This is a genomic window from Bifidobacterium tissieri (genome assembly GCF_002259645.1).
GTDB classification, from domain to species: domain Bacteria; phylum Actinomycetota; class Actinomycetes; order Actinomycetales; family Bifidobacteriaceae; genus Galliscardovia; species Galliscardovia tissieri.
Map to the genome: position 1 here is coordinate 39333 of NZ_MWWV01000005.1, position 18983 is coordinate 58315.

Sequence of the window (18983 nt, forward strand, 5' to 3'; positions counted from 1 at the left end):
GGGATAGGCACCGATCATATGGCACCGATCATATCCAACTGTCGAACCACATATGCGACAGCCAGAACGAATATGGAACGGGAATGGCCGTCCAGATCGGGTAGAAGAACAGTGATACGACGGCGATGATCACCAGAACGCCGCCCATCACCCACCAGAATGTGAACGCGTCGAACAGTTCGTGCAGCCAGTCGGCCACGTAGATGAATCCAAGAATGATCCACGGCAGGATCACGATGGCGTAGAACGTGAACGTGGTGCGATTCAGATACTGCGCCCACGGCAGCCATCCGCCAAGGAATCCGGCGAGCACGGCCCAGATCCGCCAGTCGCCGCCCTTGGCTACCACCGCCACGATCACGCCGAGTACCACGCACACCGTGCCGAGCCACCAGATGAGCGGATTGCCGAGCGAGGTGACCGCCGCCACGCAGGTTTCCTGCGGTCGCAGCGCGCAGAGTCCGGGATGGTCGGCGAGCTCCCGCCAGTAGAAGCTGGTGGGACGCTGCTGGATGGGCCAGGTGAGCGGGTTCGCCTTGTAGTCGTGCGGCGCGTCAAGCGTGGTGTGGAACTGCCACATCTGAACGTGGTACTGGACGAACGATCGCAGATCCTCCGGCAGCCATGTGATGCCCTTGCCGGGGTTCGTGCGAGCCCAGTCATGCATGTACGAATCAGGGTGGATGAACCAGCCGCTCCATGTGGACAGATACGCGGCGATGTACACGGGAATCATGTAGAGCGCGGCGAGGATGCCGTCCTTCCACAATCCGGTGACGAACCATGCGCGGAAACCGTGCTGATGCCGCAGCCACGCATCCCAGAACACGCTGATCAGGCAGAAGACAGCGAAGAAGTAGGCGCCGGACCATTTGACTCCGGTGGCGAGACCGAGCAGAATCGCGGCGGCGAGACGCCACCAGGAGAATGCGATGACCGGTCCGGTGGAGTCGAGGACGAATCGGATGGGTGCCATGGCCTGCGTGGCGTCGGGATCGAATTCGGATTCGGCGGATTCGGCGATTGTGCTGGTGTTGCCGCTAGTGTCAGTGCCGCCGCGTCTTGATCCGTTGTCGTTCTGCATCCGCGTCCGCCAGGGGACGACGGGGATCCACTTGGCATGACGTTGGCGTGATTGCCGCCGGTAGGCCGCCGCGAGACGCTGATCCGCCCAGTCTCGGTGGGCGAGCAGACAGCAGAATGCGCCGAGCGCCAGCACCATGATGAAGTTGTCGAGCAGTCCGGTGCGGCTGAGCGTAATGCCCATGCCATCGATGGCCATGAGGAATCCGGCGATGAGCGCCATGGGCAGGGACCGGAAGATCCGCAGGACCACGCGGCAGAGGATCAGGATGGCGAGCGTGCCGACCGTCGCAGTGGCTACACGCCATGCGAACGGATTGCCCGCGCCGCCGAACAGTTGCAGTCCCAGAGCGATGCACCACTTGCCGAACGGCGGATGCACCACGTATTCGGCGACGGGCAGCCAGTCGGTGAGATTCCGACCGCTGGCGAAGAGCTCGTCGATCTTGATGCCGCCGATGGTGACGGGCCAGTCGCGTGGCTCACCCGTCTTGAGCATGGCCCACGCGTCCTTGACGTAGTAGGTCTCGTCGAAGACCACGGCCTGCGGTTGCCCGAGTCGGATGAATCGCAGCAGTCCGCCGAACAATGCCATGAGGATGGGCCAGACCCAGCCGGCGATCCGCTCGGACGTGGTACGCGGGTCGATTACGCCGGCAAGCGTTCGCGCACGCTCGGACATGCGCGGCGGTACCGCGTCGCGTCGTATGTGTGCGCCATGACTTCCCCTGATGCGTCGTGTGCGAAGCTTCGAACCCATGGTTCCAAGGGTAGCCCAGTGCCGTACTGGGCGTCGAACGGCGAATAGTGTTCGATGAAGATTGCCGATGATCGGCGAATGACAGAATCGACAACGATATCCAGGGATATTCAGGCAAACAAAAACCGGCCCCCATGCGGGGACCGGTTCTATGTACAAGCTCCACAGTTGCGGAATCTCTACACAACATCATCGTCGTAGCGGTAAGTCTTAATAATCCGCCCAACTTCATTGACCATACGCGGCCTTTCAATTTGTGGGCTCCGCTGTTCTGTTTTGCTTGTACATCTATTATGCCCCATGGTTCCGCGTACACAAGCCAAAATCAGGAAAAAAGTCCGAATTTTTTGTGGTGGTCTGCGGGGGCTCCATTCGACCACAATGCCTGATGATCCTTGCGGCGGACCACGATCGGCTGGTTGGGTCGAATCATGACTATGACCAATGACATGACCAGCGTAAGACCTCCCGCAAATTTCAGTCCACCCGCACGCGAACCGTCGTCCGCGGTCGCGTATCCGGCCCCTCGCGTGGCCTATGAGGAATCGGGATCGGTGCCGCTGCCCGACGACGCACGGTATATTCCCATGCCGCAGCCCGAACGGTTCTACACCATGCCACACACTACGCCGCATACTGCGTCACAACGTGGTTCCGTTGCTTCGCCATCGTCGGCGAATCAACTCGTCGCACCCGACCAAGCCATGCAGGTACAGCAGTCGGCACCTCGTCCATATCAACAGGCTGCGCCGGCGTATCACATGCCGCAGCTGATGCAGCCGCAGTTGCAGTCCCAGTCTTACCAGCCGCAGTCCCAGCAACAATCACTGGCGCAGGTACAACTCCAGCCCCAGCCTTACGCGCAGTCCCAGCCACAATCTCAGCCACAATCCCAATCCCCGCCCGCATCCACGTCGCAGGAACTCGTCCGGTCCGGTTCGCGCGCCCGTTCCCGTCATCGGGATCCCACCGTCAGACCCGGGCGCGGTGCACTGTCGTCGTTCGCCGCCGCCGGTGGTGGTGCGGGCAACGGCGTCATCATGTTTCTTTCCTCCAGCGGCGGTGTGGGATCAACCGTACTCACCGCACTCTGCGCATGGCACCTCACCATGCGCAATCGCACCTGCGCACTGGTCGACGCCGACTTCACCGCCGGCGGCATGGACGTCACGCTCGGCATCGAAACGGAACCGGGCATGCGGTGGAGCTCCGTCAGCGCCCCGCTGGGGAGGATCGAACCGCGCTCGCTGATGCATGAACTGCCCGAATGGGAGGAGACCGTCGTGCTCGCCGCAGACCCCTGGAACGACGGCGCGCCGGACTGGTGGGAGGTGGATGCCGCCATGCGGGCGCTGTCGGAGGCGTGCGAACTCGTGCTGGTTGATGGCGGCCACGCGGATTCGGAGCATACGCTACGCATGCAAGCCCGCGTGCGCGTGGTGGTGGTCGAGCTCAGCGTGCTGGGGTTGGCCCGCGCTCGCGGACTGCTGATGCGGTTGAAGGAAAGTCAGGGTGGCGGTGGACGACATGGTGGTGGCCGCCACGGCGGGGGTGGCGGGAGCGGAGGTGCGCGCGGCGGCTCGGCAGGTGCCCGACAAGGCGCTCGATCCCGGTCCGGTGGCCGTCATGGCGGTCCCGGCGGAATCGTCAGCCTTGCCAGTACCACCACGCTGCTCGTCGGGATCAAACCGGCCGCCGCACCACGGTCCGGAGTGGTGACCCTCGATGAGGCCGAAGGATATCTCGGCTCACCGCTGGTCGCCATCTTCACGCATGACCGGTCGATCAGCCGATCGGTGCTGTCCGGCACCGGCATTCCCGCGGTCCCCCGACGGTACCGGCGGTCGCTGAATACGCTCTGCGATCGGTTGGAGATGGAGTGCCGCAATGAATGACGAATACGGGAACAGCGAATACGGGAACGACATGTCCTCCATGTCCACCTACGCGGTCACATCCTCCGGCGAGCGCCTGTTGTTCGGCCCGTTGGGCGAGCTCGCCGAGGAGGAGGGTGTCACCGATGTGGCGGTGACCTGCGACGGCCGTGTGTGGGCGGATTGCGGTGCGGGTATGGAGGAACGTGTGCTGTCGGTGGGGTTTCGTTCCCCTCGCATCGTGCGGGAGTATGCGGTGCAGTTGTGCGCGCAGTTGGGGCATCGGCTTGATGATTCGCATCCGATCGCGGATGCGGCCACGGTGGATGGCGTTCGTATCCATGCGGTGATCGAGCCGTTGGTGGCGCAGGGGGCCGCGTTGTCGATCCGTTTCCCCGATCGTACGTTGGCGCGTCTGGATTCGTTGGCCCAGTCCGGTTTGTTTCCTATGCAGTGGCTGCCGTTGCTGCAGGCGTTGGTGGCCGGTCGGGCCACGGTGTTGATCTCCGGCGGCACGGGTACGGGCAAGACCACCCTGCTCAAGGCGTTGCTGGCCGAGTGCGATGAGCGTGAACGCATCGTGAGCGTGGAGGAGATTCGTGAGCTTGGCGGGCTGCGTCACGGCAACCATGTGTCGCTGGTGGCGCGTGAGGCGAATGTGGAGGGGCAGGGGGCGATCGGGCTGTCCGATCTGGTGAAGGCGACGTTGCGTATGCGTCCGGATCGTGTGGTGCTGGGGGAGTGCCGTGGCGAGGAGATCGCCGATCTGCTGCGGGCGTTGAATTCCGGACATCATGGCGGCATGGCCACGGTGCATGCGGATGGGGTGAGTCGTGTGCCGGCTCGACTGTCCACGTTGGGATTGCTGGCGGGGCTGAGTCCTGTGGCGTTGGCGATGCTTGCCGAAGGGGCGTTCGACGTGGTGATTCATCTGGAACGTGAGCATGGCGTGCGCAGGATCGCGCAGATCGGCTGTCTGCGGGCGGCGGATGACGGCAGCCTAGTCGGACGCCCGATCTGCGAGTGGGACGGCAGGGATCCGCCGATCTGTCATCGGCCGCTGTGGGACGAGTTCGTTGCACGATGGCAGGTGCCCGGTGCACGGTCGGAACCCATCCTGTCGCGTTCCGGGCGATCGAACCGTGGGCGTTCGGAACCCGTACGGTCGGGGCGTGCACGACTGGCCCCCGCATTGCCTCCCCGCAGGGAGGGGTGATCATCATGATGCCCGTGATCGCCGGCGTGATGATCGGCGTTGTGACATGGATGGCATGCGCTGCGGGAGCGGATCGGGCGGAACGGCTCTCCGGGCTGAGTCCGTCGCCGGCGCGTCCGTCGTCCCGCATCGGCATCGTGGCCGTACTGTCGTCGATCACGGCGTTTGTGCGCAACGGCGGAACGGTGGTGGAGTCGTTCGAGGAACTGGCCGGACGATCGTATCCGTCGCCGACGATCACCGTGGATCGTGCGATGGAGGTGTTCGACGCCAAACGCGGCGATGATGAGACATCGGATCGTGCGTGGCAGGTGGCGGTGGATGTGACCATGGCGTGCCGCGTAAGCGAACTGTTGGGATGCGAGACCGCGCGATGCTTGTCCGCGGTGTCGGCCGCATACCGTCGCGAATGCCTGATGGAGGCGGCGCGATCACAGGCGTTGGCCATGCCGGAATCCACGATGAAACTGCTTGCCGTGCTGCCGGTCGTTACGGTGGTGCTGGGTGAGATCATGGGTGCGAGTCCGCTCACGTTCCTGTTCGGATCGCCCTACGGGTGGGCGTGCCTGCTCGGCGGGCTGACGTGTTACGGAATCGGATTGCTGTGGATCGACGCGTTGGCCGAACCGTTGCGCGGACATGGCGCCGCTTCCCGGAAGGACGTGCGAGGAACCGTGCGAAAACCCGCGCGGGAACGGGACCTGTCATGACGGCGGAACTCTGGGCGTTCGCCGCGTCCGTCGTCGTGACGGTGACCGCATACGTGTGTGTGGCAAGCGTACGATGGTCGCCGCTTGTCGGCGAGGGCGGGAATGAACGACGTTCACGGCCGGCGACCGCGTTGGTGCTGGAGATGATCGCCGTGGCCGTACGCCAGGGTGCGTCGATTCCGCGGGCGTTGGATGTGATCGGCGGTGTGTGCGCGGGCGGCGGAGGCGGTGGTCGTGAATGTGATGAGGACGGGTCGGACGCGCATGATCTGGGCAGTGAGATGATTCTGGTGGCGCGGGCGCTGAATCGTGGTGCGGACTGGGATAACGCGTGGGGCGTGGCCGATCCGGATGGTCCTGATGCTGTCGCGCTCGCGGTGATCCGTTCGGCGTTGGAGCCGTCGTGGAAGCATGGCATCTCGCCGCTGCTGCGCATCGAGACGACGATCGAGCAGATCGATCGTGATGAGCGGCGTCGGATCGAGGAGGCGGCGGCGAAGATGTCGGTCAGGGTGCTGGTGCCCATGGGATTGTGCTTTCTGCCGGCCTTCATCCTGATCGGTGTGGTGCCGTCCATCGTCTCCCTCGCCACGGGCTAGGCGGTCATGGGTTGGATGTTGTGGGTCCGGATGCCGTTACGGGCTAGGCTGCCGATCCGGCAGGGGGGTGCATTCGACCACATCGGACGAAAACCGTGGACTGACCGCGACCGATCCCGCAGACTGGGAACAACTCCGGAGCTACCTCAATCAATCAGTCAATCAATCATGTCCACCTATCAACGGAAAGGAATCATTATGGACACGATGTCGGATGTCTCGCCGCCGGTCGCGACGGGCATCGTCAACCGCATGAAAACCATGGCCCAACGCGTGAACGAGCAGATCTGTCTGCTTGACGCACGTGGCCGACTTCGTACCGTCACCGAACAGCCCGAATCCGGTCTGGCCACCGCCGAATACGCGGTGGTGATGATCGCCGCCACCGGTTTCGCCGGACTGCTCGTCGTGATTCTCAAATCAGGTACCGTGGAAGGCCTGCTGAACGGCCTGGTCGAACGGGCGTTGAGCGTCGGCGGCTGATCGGAGCATCATGGCGAACACGAGGGGACGTCGCTGCACGTCACGCAGACATGGACGAATACGAGACCTGATGGACGGTTTACGGCATGCGCTGATACGTGACGATCGGGGAACGGTCACCGCGGAGTTCGCCGTGGTTCTCCCAACGGTGATGGTGGTGGCATTGCTGCTGCTGTCATCGGCCCGGGCGGTGATGGTATCGATGAACTGTCAGGAGGCCGCCCGGGTGGCCGCCAGAGAGATGGTGATCGCTTCAGACGGGGATGCGAACCCGTCCGATGTGGTCGCCCGCATAGCAGGACCCCGCGCAACGGTGCGTATTACCGAGCAGCGGGACCAGATCACCGTGATCACACGATGTCCGGTGGGCCCCGGTCCGCTTGGCGTGCTGCCGGTGGCGGTGGAGGGCGAGGCGGTGGGGCTGCGATATGGGTGAACGCGCGAGGGGAATGGGAACGGAACGGGATGACCGTGAATGGGCGTCGCGGGGAACATGGACTTTCGTGGGAACGCGGACTTCCGAGAGAACGCGGACGATACGGAGAACGCGGACGATACGGGGAGCCGGGTGGATGTCCCGTGACGATGAAGGATCGGGAACGATGATGGGTGTCGGACTGGTGCTGATGGTCGGTGTGCTGTTGACGGCGGTGTTGGCGCTCGGCAACGTGCTGCATTGCAAGGCGGTCGCCGGTACGGCCGCCGATTCCGCCGCGTTGGCCGGTGCGACGTCGTTGTATGAATCCGTTGGAAACCCGTGCGCGGTGGCGAAACAGCTGGCGAAGGCGAATGCGGCGGTTCTGGACCGGTGCGAGATCGTCGGCGAGGATGTGACTGTGACGGTTCGGGTGAAGCCACGTGTTCCGTTTGTCGGTGACATCCTCGCCGCATCCCGCGCCGGTCCCAGGGATTGCGTCGCTGCGGATCCCTAGTCGAGGAGCCGAGAGCCGGTTCGTTGCCTGATTGGAGTCCTTGGCTCCGTCATATGCCGGGTCATATGCCGGCTGGTCGGAGCTAGTTGTCGGCTCAGGCGTTCTTCTTGGCGTTGACGAACCAGTAGGCCAACGCCACAAAGATCGCGCCACCCACGATGTTGCCCAGCGTGGCCGCGGACAGGTTGTACAGAATGCCCTGCACGCTCACCGCGTCCGCACCGGCCGCCTGCGCGCCGAATCCGAACATCTTGGATACCAGACCGATCGGAAGGAAGAACATGTTGGCCACACAGTGCTCAAAGCCCATGGCGACGAAGCCGGCGATCGGCAGCAGGATGCCGAGCACCTTGTCGCCCACGGAGCGTGCGGAGAAGCCGATGCGCACGGCCAGGCACACGAGGATGTTGAACAGGATGCCACGGAAGAACAGCGTGAACCAGTCAGGGGTGATCTTTGATGCGGCGGTTGCCACGGCGGTGTCGCCCACCGCGCCATCGTTGAGCCCCATCGTTCCGGCGAGCGCGATCAGCGTGACGAGCACCAGCGCGCCGGCGAGATTGCCGAACCAGACGATCACCCAGTTCTTCAGCATGGCAGGCCAGGAGATCTTGTGTGCGGCCAGATCGGATGCCATCAGCGAGTTGCCGGTGAACAGTTCGGCGCCGCAGCAGAGCACGAGCACCAGGCCCATGCAGAAGGCGAGACCGCCGACAAAGCGCTTTGGCCCCCAGGTCATGGCGGGGTCGCTGGTGACGATGAGGAAGAACAGCGCGCCGAAGCCGATGAACGCGCCGGCGAACATGGCGGAGACGAACGCCTTGCCGCCGGTGAGCTGGGTTTTGGCCACGCCTGCCTTCTCCACGGCCTCTTCGGTTTCGGCGGGGGTGAGGGCGTTCACGTTGACGATCGGTGTGAGGATGGAAGGCTGGGTGTTGTCGGCGTTCGTTGCCGGATTGCCGTTGTTCGGCATGAGGGTTCCCTTCTCTAGGAATCATGTGAATGCGTCTGCCGTGTCGTCGCCGACTCCGGCCGGGCGTCGTTTGCCGCTCACCATATTCGTCCAAAGCGTTGACGGGCCGCGACGTTGTTCCCATTATTTGCAACGAGTCGGAGAGCCGTATCGGCGGACGTGCCGACGATCGCGGGCGTGGATTCGTCTTCGAGCCGCGCGCGACGATGTCGAATCCGCCGCCATCGTGCAGTTCGCATAGTATGGTGACGGCGTTTCCGGCTGTTGGTTTTGGCGATTTGGGATTGGATGTGGATTATGGCTTTGGCATTGTATCGGCGGTATAGGCCCGACACCTTCGACGGCATTGTGGGTCAGGACCAGGTCACCATTCCTCTCTCCCGCGCCCTCGACGAAGGCAAGCTCACCCATGCGTACCTGTTCTCCGGCCCGCGCGGTTGCGGCAAGACCAGCTCCGCGCGCATCCTCGCCCGTTGTGTGAACTGCGAGCAGGGGCCGACATCGCATCCGTGTGGTGAATGCGAGTCGTGCCGTGATCTGGCGACCGGCGGCCCCGGTTCGATCGACGTGGTGGAGATCGACGCCGCCTCCCACAACGGTGTGGAGGACGCCCGAGAGCTGCGTGAACGCGCCGGCTTCGCTCCGGCCCGCGATCGGTACAAGATCTTCATCCTCGACGAGGCGCATATGGTCACGCCGCAGGGTTTCAACGCGTTGCTCAAGATCGTGGAGGAGCCCCCGGAGCACGTCCTGTTCATCTTTGCGACCACCGAGCCGGAGAAGGTGATCGGCACCATCCGCTCCCGCACCCATCATTACCCGTTCCGTCTGGTGCCGCCCGAGATCATGGGCCCGTACCTGGATGATATCTGCGGCAAGGAGCATATCAAGCCGGAGCCGGGCGTGCTCAAGCTCGCCATGCGCGCCGGCGGCGGTTCGATGCGTGACACGCTGTCCGTACTTGATCAGCTTATGGTCGGCGCGGCCGACGGCGTGATCGCTTACGATTCCGCGGTCGCATTGCTTGGTTTCACCCCGGACACGTTGATTGCCGAGGCGATCGACGCGGTGATCGATCGCAATGGCGAGCAGTTGTATTCCGTGATCCAGAAGGTGATCGTGGGTGGGTTCGATCCCCGTCGATTCGTGGAGGATCTGCTTGCCCGTGTCCGTGATCTGCTCGTGCTGACGATCGCCGGAGACCGTGCCGAATCGGTGCTGAGTGATGATGCCGAGGCCGAGGACCATGACGATATGCGTCGTCAGGCGTCCGCGTTGGGTCTTGCGCGGCTGACGCAGATCGCCGACGTGATCAACGACACGTTGGGAACGATGAGTGGCTCCACATCGCCGCGTATGCGTCTGGAACTGCTGGCCGCCAAACTGCTGGTGCCGCCGACCGTGATCATGCCGAACGCCGTTGCAGGCGGTGCGGCTCCCGCTTCCGCGGCCGCTGGAACCGCACAGTCCGCCGCAGCGCCCGCCGGCGGCAATACCGGAACCGGTGTTCGGGGCGGCGGCTTCGCGGGAGCCAAGCGCAATCAGCGTGCGGCGTCTCCCGCCGGTTCGACGTCCGCGGCCCCTACTGCGGCACCATCCGCTGCCATGCCTTCCGCATCGGCATCCGTCGAACCGCTTCCCACCGCTGCCGCACATGTTCCGTTCACGACGGCATCTGCTCCCGCATCCTCGCCGGTCGCCGATGCGGAAACGCACGCGGCCGATGCCCATACGCCCGACACGCGTACGCCCGATGAGAAGTGGGACGCCCTGCTGGCCGAACTGCCCGACGACGTCCGCAGGTACGTAACCCGCGATCGCGTGCCACGCATCACCCTCAGGCCGAATAAGACCGGCAGGATGTGCCTGTGGATCAAATTCGACAAGGCCATCAACAAGTACGCCTTCGCGCTCGCCGTCACATCGGAGAGTGTGAACGGGCGCAACAAGGTGGTTGACATTCTGCGTGAGGCGACGCATCGCATGTTCGGCGACGACGTTCAGCTTGCGCCCACCAAGAAGATGGCGGACGGCCAAATGGCGCCGCCGTTCAGCCAGCTACCGCCGAACAAGCAGCAGCAGGTGAAGGCCAAGCTGCTGCAGGCCAGTCTTGGCGGTGCGATGGCGGGAGTCGGCGCTCAGACGTCGTCCCGCGCACATAATGATGCTGCGGACGGCCAGTCGGCCGTGCACGACGCCGATACCGACGTTCACCGAAGCGGCGCGCATGTCGCCGGTCCGGATGCTGACGCCGAGCCGGATGGTTGGGGTGTGCCGTCGACGTCTGTGGACGTCGGCCATACATCGGTCGATACGGTTGGTGGAGTAACGGACAGTGCCGTGAATGGTGCTGTCGTGGACGACGCAGTGTCGAACGATGTTGCGTCGAACGGTGTGGCACCGAATAGTGCCGCGGCGAACGACGGCGCATGGGGTGATGATCCGTGGGCGTCCCCGGCTCCCACCGCATCCGATTCGTCGGTGGACGATGATCCGTGGGCCGCACCGGCCGGCGGACAGACGAATGGCGGATATCAGGATCTGTCGCAGCAGCCGCATAAACCGCTGAACGAACATCACATCAAGCATGTGGCGGTGCCGGACCTGTCCGACGGTGAGGATCCATGGGGGCCCGCGGCTCAGCCGGCCCAGACCGTACCGTCGGGCACTGCACAGTTGGGCACTGCACAGTTGGGCACTGCGCAATCGTCCCCGTCGGCCCAGTCGGTTGTATCGGCCCAGTCAACACAGTCAACGCAACCGATGCAATCGGCACAACCGGTTCAGCCAACGCAGTCAAGCCCTGCGGCCCAGCCGTCGTCGCAGACCGAACGCCACTTCAATCCGAATGCGCGTTTCGATCAACAGACCGCGGGAGGATTCGGAGTCCAATCGCAGACCCAGTCCGTCGGCACACCGTTCGAAGGCGCACCATCTGGCGGTATGCAGCCCAATGGCATGTCCGGTCCGGTCCCGAATACGCAGCCGGTGCCGCAGGTCGATCCGGACGAGGACGAATACTCCATGTCCGACGAGTCGCTCACCGTGCACAATGCGATGAATCTCGATGATCTCAAACGGTTCTTCGACGTCAAGAGCGTGGAGACGCTTGCTCCCGACGATCCGAACAATCCGCGCAACATCGTGGCCAAGCGCAAGGCGGCATCCGACGAGGAGTGACAGCAAGACACAGTGACACCAGACACCGTGGCAAACCAGACACAGTGACGACAACGACACAGCGACAACAAGGAGCGGATGATGGCATTGGCGTATGACGGGGCGATCCAGAATCTGATCGACGCGTTCTCGAGACTGCCCGGCATCGGACCGAAGGGCGCGCAGCGTATCGCCTTCTACATACTGAGCGCGGACGAGCAGGAGGCGCGCGAGCTCGCCGACGCCATCACCGAGGTGAAGGCCCAGGTGCGGTTCTGCGAGATCTGTGGCAACGTCTGTGAAACCAGTCCCTGTCCGATCTGCGAGGACCCGCGCCGCGACCGCAGCATCATCTGCGTGGTGCAGGAACCCAAGGACGTGATGAGCATCGAGCGCACCCGCGAATTCCGCGGCCTCTACCACGTGCTCGGCGGCGCGATCAACCCCATGGCCAACGTGGGGCCCGCCGACCTGAGGATCCCCCAGCTGCTGCAGCGACTCGGCACCGGCGAGGTGCACGAGGTGATCATGGCGCTCAACCCGAACATCGAGGGCGAGGCCACCACCACGTACATCTCCCGTCTGCTCGGACCGCTCGAGGTCAAGGTGACTCGTCTGGCCAGCGGTCTGCCCGTTGGCAGCGATCTCGAATACGCCGACGAGATCACTCTGGGCCGTGCCCTCGCCGGCCGCCGTGAGGCCTGACTGCCCGCAATCCAACTGCGTCGGATACGGCTTGCAAAACGTCGCCAACATCGTCCGCGATCGTTCGTAGAACGATTGACGACTATCGGATGTCCAAATGTTGGCGACGGTATGATTTCGGAACATTCAAGCCCTTATAATCTTGCCGTTTGCGTACACTGTGTGACTACTTGTGCACCAAGCGACCGAAACATGATCCCCGCGGCATGCAGCACGTCGGCGGGAACACGACGGCAATAACGAGATTGGACTGAAGTGGCACTTATCGTTCAGAAATACGGTGGCTCGTCGGTGGCTGACACCGATTCGATCAAGCGCGTGGCCAAGCGCATCATCGACACCAAGAAGAAGGGCAATGACGTGGCGGTCGTCGTCTCTGCAATGGGCGACACCACCGACGATCTGATCGATCAGGCACTTGACATTGACTCCCAGCCGCCGGAACGCGAGATGGACATGCTCATGACCGCCGGCGAGCGCATCTCCATGAGCCTGCTCGCCATGGCGATTCACGCACAGGGTGCCCGTGCGCACTCGTTCACCGGTCAGCAGGCCGGCTTCCTCACCGATGCTCGCTATGGTGCCGCGCATATTCGTGCCGTGAAGCCGAAGCGTGTGGCCGAAGTGCTGTCGCAGGGCGATGTGGCCATCGTAGCCGGTTTCCAGGGCATCAACGCCAAGGGTGACGCCACCACGCTCGGCCGTGGCGGTTCCGACACCTCCGCCGTGGCGCTGGCCGTGGCGCTTGAGGCCGACGTGTGCGAGATCTACACCGACGTGGACGGCATCTTCACCGCCGACCCGCGCATCGTGCCCACCGCCCGTCGCATCCCCGCGATCTCCTACGAGGCGATCCTCGAGATGGCCGCCTGCGGTTCCAAGGTGCTGGCGCTGCGCTGCGTGGAATACGCCGAGCGCTTCAACATGCCGCTGCATGTGCGCAGCTCCTTCTCGCATCGTCCGGGCACGCTCGTGCTGCCCGACGGCGTGGACCCGCGCAGCATCCCGAACCTGCTGTAATCGCGCGCTACTCGCGACGGGAATCGCTGTAGGACGATCCCCGATCCAAGCAATACAACAACACGACAATCACGAACCACGACAATCACGTAAACATAAAGGTGACAACAATGAGCAACGACAACCAGTCCATGGGCGATCTCTTCCCCGATCTCGGACCGGAGGATCCGATCGTCTCCGGCATCGCGCACGATCGTTCCGAAGCGCAGATCACGCTGCGTCGCATCCCCGACCGTCCGGGCATGTGCGCGTCGATCTTCACTCAGCTGGCCGACGCCGGCGTGAACGTTGACATGATCGTACAGGCCGCCGCATCCACCGGTACCGCCGACGTGTCGTTCACCGCCTCCGAATCGCAGATCCGCGACGTGGAGAACGTCCTTGAGTCCAAGCGCGACGAGATCGGCTACGAGTCCGTGGACTTCAACACCGCCGTCGGCAAAGTCGCGCTCGTGGGCGTGGGTATGAAGACCCACTCCGGCATCGCCGCCACCTTCTTCCGCGCGCTGAGCGAGAAGAACATCAACGTGCTGATGATCTCCACCTCCGAGATCCGTATTTCCGCCATGGTGCCGCTCGAGGATCTCGACGACGCCGTGCGCGCCATCCACACCAAGTTCAATCTCGATGCCGATCAGGTTGAGGCCGTGGTCTACGGCGGCACCGGCCGCTGATTCGCGTCGATTGAACGAGACGACGTTACAGCCGGAAGAAAAAGGAGCCACACAATGGTACAGATCAATGACAAAGGCGTGAACGTAGCGGTGCTGGGTGCCACCGGACAGGTGGGCATGGTCATGCGTCGCATTCTCGACGAGCGCAACTTCCCGGTGAAGGATCTGCGTTTCCTCGCGTCCGCGCATTCCGCCGGAACCGTGCTCAACTGGCGCGGTCACGACATCATCGTGGAGGATGTGGCCAAGGCCGATCTTTCCGGCATCGACATCGCCATCTTCTCCGCCGGCGGTGGCACCTCCAAGGTGTGGGCGCCCAAGTTCGCCGAGGCCGGCGCCTACGTGATCGACAACTCCTCCCAGTGGCGTATGCACGACAACGTGCCGCTGGTCGTGGCCGAGGTGAACCCCGAGGATCTGGACGACGTTCCGGACCGCATCATCGCCAACCCGAACTGCACGACCATGGCATGCATGCCGGCCATGAAGGCGCTGTCCGACGAGTTCGGTCTCAAGCGTCTGATCGTCAGCTCCTACCAGGCCGTGTCCGGTGCCGGTCGTGCCGGCGTGCTGCAGCTCATGAACGAGGCCAAGGCCGCCGTGGAGCAGGGTGCCGACAAGCTGGTGTTCGACGGTTCCGCCATCGACTTCCCCGAGCCGACCAAGGTGGTGCGCACCATCGCCTTTAACGCCGTGCCGTTCATCGGCGCGATCGTGGACGACGGCAGCGAGGAGACCGACGAGGAGCAGAAGCTGCGCAACGAGAGCCGCAAGATCCTGCACCTGCCGGACCTGAAGGCCAGCTGCACCTGCGTGCGCATCGGCGTGTTCACCTCGCACGGCATGAGCGTCAACGCCGAGTTCGAGAAGGACGTGACCCCGGATCAGGCCCGTGAGGTGCTGGCCAAGGCCCCGGGCGTGGAGCTCAACGACATCCCCACCCCGCAGCTCGCCGCCGGCAAGGACCCGAGCTTCGTGGGCCGCATCCGTCAGGATCAGGCCGTGGACGGCAAGAAGGGCCTGTCCATGTTCATCACGAACGACAACCTTCGTAAGGGTGCCGCACTCAACGCCATCGAACTTGCGGAGATCGTGGCGAAGAAGCACTTCGCCGATCAGCTCTGATCTCTGGCCAACGCCGGCAGCCACCGGATTGGCATATCGGCTCCCCGTTGCGCGATTGCACAGATTGCGTAACGGGGAGCCGATCGTTTGTGTTGTTTGTGTTGTTTGTGTCCTCGTTGGTTCGCGTCTGTTCGGAATCGGTTTCCGCTCGTCTGGGATGACGTCGAGATCGGTCCGGGTCGCCCGCAACATCATCCCGCAACAGGCCGGCCGACGTTGCGGATGTCTGCCCGGCTGAGATACTGGGGATATGTCTGAAGCATCCGTGGAAGCGCAAAAGCAGCTCGACCGAATCGTGGCGCTGGGATACCCCGACGTGGCCGATATGACGGCCGCCGCATTCCGTGCACTCGCCACGCCGATCATCAACGCCCTGGCCAAATCCGATCTGGGCGCCAACATTCTTCTTGTCCCCACGCGCGAACTCGTGTCTCCGGAATCGCTGATCGCGCGAACCAGCATCAATCGCATGGCCGGATTCACCACCATGCCGCCGCGCGACATCGCCAGTTTCCTGCCGCAGGACGGCTTCGAGCCGCCGGAAGGCCCGTTCTACATCGTCGTGGACCCGCACACCGGCACCCGATACACGAATCGTGAGCCCGACATCGCGCGCAAGCTCGTCGAATCCGACGGCCGGCTGCCGTTGACGCTGGAGGAGGGCCTCGCCATCGCCACCCAGCATCCCGATTGGCTGGTGCACAAGAACGGATTCAACCTGCTCGGATCGCGTAGCGCCGACGGCCGTGTGCCCAGCATATGGATGAGCCAGAACGCGCCGCGACTGGGTGCCGTATGGCCCACCAGCAAGCACACGTGGCTGGGCAACGCCTACTGCATGGGTCGTCGAGGCGTGTCGCTGTTCCACTACCTGTAAGTCCACTACCTGTAAGTGATGTGCTGTCTGCCGTTTTCGACAAATGAAACGCCGTGTCTTCATATGGAGTCATAAGAGTCATATGAGGACACGGCGTTCGATGTTGAGGGTGGGGAGCGGAATCGTTGGCGGGAGCCTCCGCCCGTGACGTTCGATGTTCAGACCATGATGTCTGACACCGCCGATCAGGCCTTCGGTGCTCCCGTCGCGCCCGGTGCACGCGTCTTCGGTGTGCGTCCGTTGCCGTTCCTGCGTCGCATGGCGGCGGCGACGCCGCCGATCACGAGCGTGACGCCCATGACCACCAGCGCGACGATTGCGAAGATCGTCCACATGCTCAACGACATGGAGAATCCGAACAGCCAGCTGCCGCCGAGCCCGCCGAGCGCGAACAGTGCGATCAGCGCGCCCCAGATGATCGTGGGCGTGCTTGGGCCCTTACGATATTCGATGCGCGGCGGATACTGCTGGCCGATGTTCGGCGCGTACTGGTTCCAGCCCGGATAGTTCTGATACTGCGGGCCCGCCGTGGCCTGCGCGGTGTTGCCGGAACCGGGGTAGTTGTTGCGTTGAGCCTCGTTCGCGTAGCCCTGCGCGGCGGCCTGTTGCTGGCTCCACGCGGCCTGCTGCGGATTCATCGGCTGCTCCGGCGACGCGGACCATGCCTGTTCCGGGCTCGGTGCGGGTGTGGGCGTTGGGTTCGGCATGGGTGCCGGCGTGGGGAACGGTGTTGGAGAAGCGGGGGCGGCGGGCGCGGTTGCAGGGCCTTCGGCAGCCGGCAGCGGTTCCTCGGACACCGACGACGGCGTGGTCTCCGGCGAGAACGGGCCCGGCTGCTCGTATTCCGTTCCGGCAAGCGTCACGTCGGGCTTGCCGACGATCGGCTGCGTCGGCAGCGTGTCGGCGGTATCGCCATTGCCGTCAGTCGTGCTGGCGATCGGCGTTGCGCCCACCGGCGGCATGGTCTCCGTCGGTGCGTTCTGCGCCTTGATGCGATCAGGGTCGAGCGTCTGCGTGGGTGCCTCGCTGGCTGAATCGCCGACCGTGCCGGTGCCGTTGACCGTGGCATTGCCATCAGCCGTGCCGTTGCCGCCGACCGGCATCACCGTTGTCTTCTGATCATTCTGCGGATCGATGGTGGTCATGATGTCTCCTTAAAAAATCTCGTCGTCGAAACTATTGATGACTGCGTGTGTGATGATTGTGCGCAACGGCTCAGTCGTCGTATCCGTTGAAACGACCATCGGACGTGCCGACGGAGATGTTGGAAAAGGCCGAGTCTCCGGTGAGCACAAGCGCGTTATCGTGATCGGCGTCTTCCCACGTCTTCAGTGCGCCGTAGTTGATGGTGGAACTGAACGTGTTGTCGACGTTCGACACGACCTGGCACCCGGCGGGCAGTTCGATCTCAAGGTCAGAGAAGGCCATGTCAAGGCCCAGATCGCCGGTGGGGCAGTTGGACCCGGGATGGGTGCTGCTCCAGTCGGTCAGGTCGAGCTCGACGGACGAGAACGCGATATCCAGTCCGGTGCTCTGCAACGTGTCGAGATCACCGGAATAGTAGGTGCGGTCGGAGAACGTCACTTCGGTGCCGTAGGTCGATCCGGCCACATAGTTCGCGCCGGGCAGGGCGACGTACGCGCACATCGAGGCGATCAGTGCCACGATCGTCAGCGGAATCAGGCCTCCGGACTTGCGGCCGGTGAAACCGACGACGATCGTGATCAGGCCGAGCAGGAACGTGACCGCCAGAATCCAGAGGGACACCATCGTGATCACGTTCGGCAGTTCGAAGCGGCGGACGAACGCCATCAGCGCGATGAGGCCGGCCAGCGACAGCAGGATCAGGCCGGAGACGACGCCCACCACCACCGGGCCGGCGGGCTTGCGGCGGTAGATCACATTGGGCTGTGCGGGTTGCGGCGCGGTGTTGTAGTACGGGGCCGGGCCGGGCTGCGGCGTGAACGGCTGCTGCGGCATCGGACCGTAGTTCGCGCCCGGCGTGCTGGGGTTCGGATTCGGCGTGGGCATCGCAGGGCCTCCCATCGGAGTCGGGTTCGTTGAGTTGGTCGGGTTGCCGGGGTCGGTCGCGCCGCCACCGAATCCTCCGAAATCGGGGCCGGGACCGGCGTCGGGATTCGGCTGACTGCCTCCGGGGTTCTTGTTCTGGTCGCGGTTGTACAGCAGGATCGCGGCGACGATCAGCGCCACGAACAGCGGGATCGAAATGAACGGCACGGCGAACACACTGCCGGGGCAGCCGACGAGCATGAACAGGATCGACATCCAGAACGGCGCGGGGAACCGGCCGTTGATCAGCGCGTCCTCGGCGATGATCGTGCCGTCACGCTCGTCGGGGAGCAGAAACCATGCCAGACCGTAGAGCAGTGCGCCGAATCCGGCCGCGCAGAAGAACGCGAACCAGATGATGCGGATGATCAGCGGATCCCAGCCGAGACGGTTGGCGATCGCGCCGGATACACCACCCACCCAGCGGTTGGTGCTGCGACGGAGCCCGAGCGAACGGACCCAGTTGAAGAACCGGCTGCCCGCCGGAGGGTTCGGATTCGGATTGGCGTACTGGTTCGGATTGAATGGATTGCTTGACGTCATGATGCTCATCTCCCTGAGGATCCCAGAGGATCGTTCGCTCGTGATTCCTTGTTGATTCCATTCCACCGCAGAATCGTGTCGACCGCTATGGGGGAACACCCTGAAAGAACCCTGAACCATGGGGGACGCACCCCGAATCCCCCATATCACCCCGAACGGCATTGCTACGCTGGAGTGCAG

17 protein-coding genes are annotated in these 18983 nt (G+C 63.7%); 13 read left to right on the top strand and 4 right to left on the bottom strand.

Features of this window, described 5'->3' with window-relative positions:
* Positions 1 to 28 precede the first annotated feature (28 nt).
* Positions 29 to 1678 (bottom strand): dolichyl-phosphate-mannose--protein mannosyltransferase, encoded by a 1650-nt coding sequence (locus tag BTIS_RS04715; RefSeq protein WP_245819312.1) that lies wholly within the window; start codon positions 1676 to 1678, stop codon positions 29 to 31.
* A gap of 596 nt (positions 1679 to 2274) precedes the next feature.
* Between BTIS_RS04715 and BTIS_RS04720 the strand changes: the two genes are divergently transcribed.
* From BTIS_RS04720 to BTIS_RS04750, 7 genes are all read left to right on the top strand, one after another.
* Entirely contained in the window at positions 2275 to 3738 is a 1464-nt protein-coding gene (locus BTIS_RS04720) for a CpaE-like family protein (RefSeq protein ID WP_143248871.1), read from the top strand.
* Positions 3739 to 3769: 31 nt separating this feature from the next.
* Positions 3770 to 4933, top strand: coding sequence for a TadA family conjugal transfer-associated ATPase (locus BTIS_RS04725; protein ID WP_094663277.1), 1164 nt, complete (start codon positions 3770 to 3772; stop codon positions 4931 to 4933).
* A 5-nt stretch (positions 4934 to 4938) separates the two neighbouring features.
* Positions 4939 to 5643, top strand: coding sequence for a type II secretion system F family protein (locus BTIS_RS04730; protein WP_140557466.1), 705 nt, complete (start codon positions 4939 to 4941; stop codon positions 5641 to 5643).
* A complete protein-coding gene (locus BTIS_RS04735) occupies positions 5640 to 6242 on the top strand; it encodes a hypothetical protein (RefSeq protein ID WP_094663169.1) in 603 nt (200 codons plus the stop codon). Before BTIS_RS04730 ends, BTIS_RS04735 begins: the two co-directional genes overlap by 4 nt.
* A gap of 198 nt (positions 6243 to 6440) precedes the next feature.
* Positions 6441 to 6725, top strand: coding sequence for a DUF4244 domain-containing protein (locus BTIS_RS04740; RefSeq protein ID WP_094663171.1), 285 nt, complete (start codon positions 6441 to 6443; stop codon positions 6723 to 6725).
* A 70-nt stretch (positions 6726 to 6795) separates the two neighbouring features.
* Positions 6796 to 7161 carry a TadE/TadG family type IV pilus assembly protein gene (locus BTIS_RS04745; protein ID WP_094663173.1) on the top strand — a complete coding sequence of 122 codons (366 nt, stop codon included), beginning with the start codon at positions 6796 to 6798 and terminating at the stop codon, positions 7159 to 7161.
* A 136-nt stretch (positions 7162 to 7297) separates the two neighbouring features.
* On the top strand, positions 7298 to 7657 hold the full coding sequence (locus BTIS_RS04750; RefSeq protein WP_190973702.1) for an Rv3654c family TadE-like protein: 360 nt from the start codon (positions 7298 to 7300) through the stop codon (positions 7655 to 7657).
* A 94-nt stretch (positions 7658 to 7751) separates the two neighbouring features.
* On the opposite strand, the gene BTIS_RS04755 is transcribed toward BTIS_RS04750, so the two are convergent.
* Entirely contained in the window at positions 7752 to 8630 is an 879-nt protein-coding gene (locus BTIS_RS04755) for a formate/nitrite transporter family protein (RefSeq protein ID WP_094663177.1), read from the bottom strand.
* Positions 8631 to 8927: 297 nt separating this feature from the next.
* Between BTIS_RS04755 and BTIS_RS04760 the strand changes: the two genes are divergently transcribed.
* The 6 genes from BTIS_RS04760 to BTIS_RS04785 all read left to right on the top strand — a co-directional run bounded on the left by BTIS_RS04760 (position 8928) and on the right by BTIS_RS04785 (position 16190).
* Positions 8928 to 11810, top strand: a complete 2883-nt coding sequence (locus BTIS_RS04760) for a DNA polymerase III subunit gamma and tau (protein WP_094663179.1) — start codon at positions 8928 to 8930, stop codon at positions 11808 to 11810.
* A gap of 81 nt (positions 11811 to 11891) precedes the next feature.
* On the top strand, positions 11892 to 12494 hold the full coding sequence (gene recR, locus BTIS_RS04765) for a recombination mediator RecR (RefSeq protein ID WP_094663181.1): 603 nt from the start codon (positions 11892 to 11894) through the stop codon (positions 12492 to 12494).
* Between the two features lie 255 nt (positions 12495 to 12749).
* The gene (locus tag BTIS_RS04770) at positions 12750 to 13514 is read left to right on the top strand and encodes an aspartate kinase (protein ID WP_094663183.1); all 765 of its coding nucleotides are present in this window, start codon (positions 12750 to 12752) and stop codon (positions 13512 to 13514) included.
* Positions 13515 to 13624: 110 nt separating this feature from the next.
* Positions 13625 to 14188, top strand: coding sequence for an ACT domain-containing protein (locus BTIS_RS04775; RefSeq protein WP_169713058.1), 564 nt, complete (start codon positions 13625 to 13627; stop codon positions 14186 to 14188).
* A 54-nt stretch (positions 14189 to 14242) separates the two neighbouring features.
* Complete coding sequence (locus BTIS_RS04780; RefSeq protein WP_094663185.1) at positions 14243 to 15313, top strand: aspartate-semialdehyde dehydrogenase; 1071 nt, start codon at positions 14243 to 14245, stop codon at positions 15311 to 15313.
* Between the two features lie 250 nt (positions 15314 to 15563).
* The gene (locus BTIS_RS04785; RefSeq protein ID WP_094663187.1) at positions 15564 to 16190 is read left to right on the top strand and encodes a DUF5701 family protein; all 627 of its coding nucleotides are present in this window, start codon (positions 15564 to 15566) and stop codon (positions 16188 to 16190) included.
* A 185-nt stretch (positions 16191 to 16375) separates the two neighbouring features.
* On the opposite strand, the gene BTIS_RS04790 is transcribed toward BTIS_RS04785, so the two are convergent.
* Together BTIS_RS04790 and BTIS_RS04795 are read right to left on the bottom strand one after the other, a co-directional pair.
* Positions 16376 to 17335, bottom strand: coding sequence for a phage holin family protein (locus tag BTIS_RS04790; protein ID WP_094663189.1), 960 nt, complete (start codon positions 17333 to 17335; stop codon positions 16376 to 16378).
* Positions 17336 to 17405: 70 nt separating this feature from the next.
* On the bottom strand, positions 17406 to 18803 hold the full coding sequence (locus BTIS_RS04795) for a PspC domain-containing protein (RefSeq protein WP_158216846.1): 1398 nt from the start codon (positions 18801 to 18803) through the stop codon (positions 17406 to 17408).
* Positions 18804 to 18983 lie beyond the last annotated feature (180 nt).

Excerpts from the sequence above, each read along its gene's own strand:
- BTIS_RS04760 (WP_094663179.1), top strand. The coding sequence starts at position 8,928 with ATGGCTTTGGCATTGTATCGGCGGTATAGGCCCGACACCTTCGACGGC.
- BTIS_RS04795 (WP_158216846.1), bottom strand. The coding sequence starts at position 18,803 with ATGACGTCAAGCAATCCATTCAATCCGAACCAGTACGCCAATCCGAAT.
- BTIS_RS04740 (WP_094663171.1), top strand. The coding sequence starts at position 6,441 with ATGGACACGATGTCGGATGTCTCGCCGCCGGTCGCGACGGGCATCGTC.
- BTIS_RS04725 (WP_094663277.1), top strand. The coding sequence starts at position 3,770 with ATGTCCTCCATGTCCACCTACGCGGTCACATCCTCCGGCGAGCGCCTG.
- BTIS_RS04715 (WP_245819312.1), bottom strand. The coding sequence starts at position 1,678 with ATGGCATTGTTCGGCGGACTGCTGCGATTCATCCGACTCGGGCAACCG.
- BTIS_RS04780 (WP_094663185.1), top strand. The coding sequence starts at position 14,243 with ATGGTACAGATCAATGACAAAGGCGTGAACGTAGCGGTGCTGGGTGCC.
- BTIS_RS04790 (WP_094663189.1), bottom strand. The coding sequence starts at position 17,335 with ATGACCACCATCGATCCGCAGAATGATCAGAAGACAACGGTGATGCCG.
- BTIS_RS04750 (WP_190973702.1), top strand. The coding sequence starts at position 7,298 with ATGTCCCGTGACGATGAAGGATCGGGAACGATGATGGGTGTCGGACTG.
- BTIS_RS04775 (WP_169713058.1), top strand. The coding sequence starts at position 13,625 with ATGAGCAACGACAACCAGTCCATGGGCGATCTCTTCCCCGATCTCGGA.
- BTIS_RS04730 (WP_140557466.1), top strand. The coding sequence starts at position 4,939 with ATGATGCCCGTGATCGCCGGCGTGATGATCGGCGTTGTGACATGGATG.
- BTIS_RS04785 (WP_094663187.1), top strand. The coding sequence starts at position 15,564 with ATGTCTGAAGCATCCGTGGAAGCGCAAAAGCAGCTCGACCGAATCGTG.
- BTIS_RS04735 (WP_094663169.1), top strand. The coding sequence starts at position 5,640 with ATGACGGCGGAACTCTGGGCGTTCGCCGCGTCCGTCGTCGTGACGGTG.
- BTIS_RS04745 (WP_094663173.1), top strand. The coding sequence starts at position 6,796 with ATGGACGGTTTACGGCATGCGCTGATACGTGACGATCGGGGAACGGTC.
- BTIS_RS04720 (WP_143248871.1), top strand. The coding sequence starts at position 2,275 with ATGACTATGACCAATGACATGACCAGCGTAAGACCTCCCGCAAATTTC.
- recR (WP_094663181.1), top strand. The coding sequence starts at position 11,892 with ATGGCATTGGCGTATGACGGGGCGATCCAGAATCTGATCGACGCGTTC.
- BTIS_RS04755 (WP_094663177.1), bottom strand. The coding sequence starts at position 8,630 with ATGCCGAACAACGGCAATCCGGCAACGAACGCCGACAACACCCAGCCT.